Here is a 2,825-nt window from a genome sequence, read left to right as displayed (position 1 = left end):
GCTGGCCTGGTAGCCGGGCGTGTCCGAGGCGCGGTTGCCGCCGTTGGCGTCGGCGATGGCCTGGAGCGCCTCGGCGTGCTCCATGACGCCCTCGACGCGGACGCACTCCAGGAGCTTGGCGGTGGTGTTGTTGGAGCGGGAGTCGCAGCCGCGGACGGCCGGGGCCGCGCTGGCGGGCAGCGACACCACCGATGCGGCGACGAGGGAGCCGGCGGCGACGGCGACGGTGCCGAGCCTGCGGGTCCGGGTCGTTCTGTTCATGACGGGGTCCTCTCGAGGGATTGCCTGACTGGCGCAACGTAGCCTGGCGGTGACCGTCGACAGAAGGCCCCCGCCGGCCCCATCGGGCCACCGGGGTCGACACGACCTGTGGCTCAGCCCGGCGCCTGCCTCCTACCACGGACCCGCTGCCCGCCACAGGAGCTCCCGCCCGGGTCGGACGCATGCCTGCGACCGCGCGTCTGGGCTGACCGGGTGACGCTCCCCACGGGACCTGGGCACCGAGCAGCCGCGGCCGATCAGCACGGCGGGACGGGCACCGTCACCCACCCGCACCGTGCTGCGCGACAGCCCCCGGGGCTGAGCCTCTCGTCATGAAGGAGTTCGTCGATGGCCATCACCGACCGCACCCTCGCCGGATCAGGGCAGGTCCCGGGCCAGCGTTCCGGCTCGCCGGTCGGCGCCGAGGAGTCCGCGACCCCCTCCCGTCGCCCCGCCAAGAAGAAGCTGGTCCTCATCATCGGTCTGCTCGTGCTGCTGCTCGGGGCAGGCGGAGCTGCCTTCGTCCTGCTCACCGGCGGCGGTGCGGAGGCGGCAGAGGCGGCAGAGGCGGCAGAGGCCGAGGCGAAGCCCGAGCCGGGTGCCGTCGTGCCGCTCGAGCCCGTGACCGTCAACCTCGCCGACGGCCGCTACCTGCAGGTGAGCATCGCCCTGCAGGAGGCGCTGGTCGAGGAGGGCGAGGGCGGCGAGGAGGAGGAGAAGGAGCTCGACGGCAGCCAGGCGCAGGACATCCTGATCCGGACCTTGTCCGGGCGGCCCATGGCTGACCTGACCACTCCCGAGCAGAGGGCAGCCGTCAAGGCCCAGCTCGTCACCGAGATCGGCGACGCGTACCACCACGAGGTCTACGACATCTACTTCACCTCCTTCGTCATGCAGTGAGGCGGAGGGCCCGACCCCGCAGCGCCGGCGCTCCCGCCCGCGCGCACCGCACGCCGCCGCTCACGTCAGCAGGGTCTGCCAGAAGGTCCAGAACTTGACGGCGATCGCCGCCGCGACCAGCAGGTACCAGGCGGTGAGCACCACGCCGTGGTACTCCCTGAGCGTCGCGACGCCCCGCCCGGCGGGGCCCCGCGGCCGGACGAACGCCGTGACCGTGTGCAGCGTCGTGTACAGGAAGAGCGGGATCGTGACGGCCCAGACGACCATGCAGTAGGGGCACAGGGCCTCGATGACGTACAGGCTCTGCGCGATGAGCCAGTGCACGAAGAGGACCCCGGCCGTGACGCCGGTCTGCAGCCCGGCCCAGAACCAGCCCCTGAACGTGGCGCCGGCGAGCAGGGCTGCCCCGACGGTCGTGACCACGGCGAAGCCGACGACACCCAGCAACGGGTTGGGAAAACCGAACGCCTCCGCCTGCGGCGTCACCATCACCGACCCGCAGCTCAGCACCGGGTTGATGCTGCAGCTGGGGACGTAGTCGGGGTCGGCGAGCAGGGCGACCTTCTCCACCAGCAGGACGGTCGCCGCCAGGAGGCCGGTCAGCCCGCCCAGGAATAGCAGGACCGACAGGTGCCGCGGCGCGGCAATGCCGCCCCCGGCCCGGGGAGCGTCCCGACCGGTGACGGTCCGCGTGGCTGCGACCTGGTCCTGCTCAACGGGCGAGTGCGGCATCGATGCTCGCCTTGAAGTCGTCGACGCTAGACGGGGACAGCTTCTCCCCGTTCAGGAAGAACGTGGGGGTGCCCTCGACGCCCAGGGCGATCCCGTCCTGGAAGTCCTGCTCCACCCGTGCCGCCGTGGCCGGGTCGGCGACGGCGGCGTCGTACGCAGCCAGGTCCAGACCCAGGTCCTCGGCGAACGTGCGGAACAGGGGAGCCTCCGACGTCTGCTTCTCACCCCACTGGGTCTGTGTCTCGTACATCCGCCGGTACATCGCCTCGAACTGCCCCTGCTGCGCCGCGGCCTCGACGGCCAGGGCGGCGTCGACGGCGTTGGTGTGGCTGGGGACGGGGAAGTAGCGCACCACGAATGTCACACGGCCCTCGTACTCCTCGCGCAGGTCCTCCACGACCGGGTACGCCGCGAGGCACGCCTCGCACTCGAAGTCCAGGAACTCCACCAGCGTCACCCGCCCGTCGGGGGCGGTGGAGAGGCGGTGGCTGTCCTCCCGCACCACCGGGATCTCGCCGCTGCCGGTCGTGCCGGTCGACCCCGCGGCCGACCCAGCACCGGCGCCACCGGCAGCACCGCCAGCACCGGCAGCACCGCCAGAACCGGCAGCACCGCCAGAACCGAGGCCGTTGAAGACCAGCGCCACCGCGACGGCCGAGGCGAACAGCGCCACCAGCAGGACGGACAGTCTGACGTTCTTGCTCACCCTGGGCTCCGTCCTCGGTCCGGTACGAGAGTGCCCGCGAGGCACCGCGAGCAGCGTAGGTACAGTCCCGGGGTAGGCCGCGGCCGCCCCCGCCGTGAGCCGCTGCTGCACCTGCCCCCCTCGAGGGCGCGCACCGAGCCCGGTCCATGACGCGACCGGACCACACCCGCTGGAGTCTGCCGTGAGCACCCGCCCCACCGTCCGTCGTCGCCCCACCGCCCGTCGT

At 72.4% G+C, this 2,825-nt stretch carries 3 protein-coding genes and 1 pseudogene; 1 reads left to right on the top strand and 3 read right to left on the bottom strand.

What is annotated here, in order from left to right; translation table 11 throughout:
* Window positions 1–261 (bottom strand): annotated as a pseudogene (locus WCS02_RS19345) (aminopeptidase); the annotation flags it as partial.
* A 348-nt stretch (window positions 262–609) separates the two neighbouring features.
* Here WCS02_RS19345 and WCS02_RS19340 point away from each other — a divergent pair.
* Window positions 610–1,161: a flagellar basal body-associated FliL family protein gene (locus tag WCS02_RS19340; protein ID WP_340295914.1), complete on the top strand. Its 552-nt coding sequence runs from the start codon at window positions 610–612 to the stop codon at window positions 1,159–1,161.
* A gap of 60 nt (window positions 1,162–1,221) precedes the next feature.
* Here WCS02_RS19340 and WCS02_RS19335 read toward each other — a convergent pair whose 3' ends face one another.
* Window positions 1,222–1,893 carry a vitamin K epoxide reductase family protein gene (locus WCS02_RS19335; protein ID WP_340295913.1) on the bottom strand — a complete coding sequence of 224 codons (672 nt, stop codon included), beginning with the start codon at window positions 1,891–1,893 and terminating at the stop codon, window positions 1,222–1,224.
* Window positions 1,874–2,599: a DsbA family protein gene (locus WCS02_RS19330; protein ID WP_340295912.1), complete on the bottom strand. Its 726-nt coding sequence runs from the start codon at window positions 2,597–2,599 to the stop codon at window positions 1,874–1,876. The genes WCS02_RS19335 and WCS02_RS19330 overlap by 20 nt, the downstream gene beginning before the upstream one ends.
* Between the last annotated feature and the right edge of the window lie 226 nt (window positions 2,600–2,825).

Origin of the sequence: Aquipuribacter hungaricus (assembly GCF_037860755.1) — a bacterium.
Taxonomy (GTDB): Bacteria; Actinomycetota; Actinomycetes; order Actinomycetales; family JBBAYJ01; genus Aquipuribacter; species Aquipuribacter hungaricus.
Note: the sequence above shows the minus strand (reverse complement) of the source record. Positions and strands in the feature narration are given on the sequence as shown.

Bases quoted from the DNA above. Each gene is read 5' to 3' on its own strand.
- WCS02_RS19335 (WP_340295913.1), bottom strand. From the start codon at position 1,893: ATGCCGCACTCGCCCGTTGAGCAGGACCAGGTCGCAGCCACGCGGACC.
- WCS02_RS19340 (WP_340295914.1), top strand. From the start codon at position 610: ATGGCCATCACCGACCGCACCCTCGCCGGATCAGGGCAGGTCCCGGGC.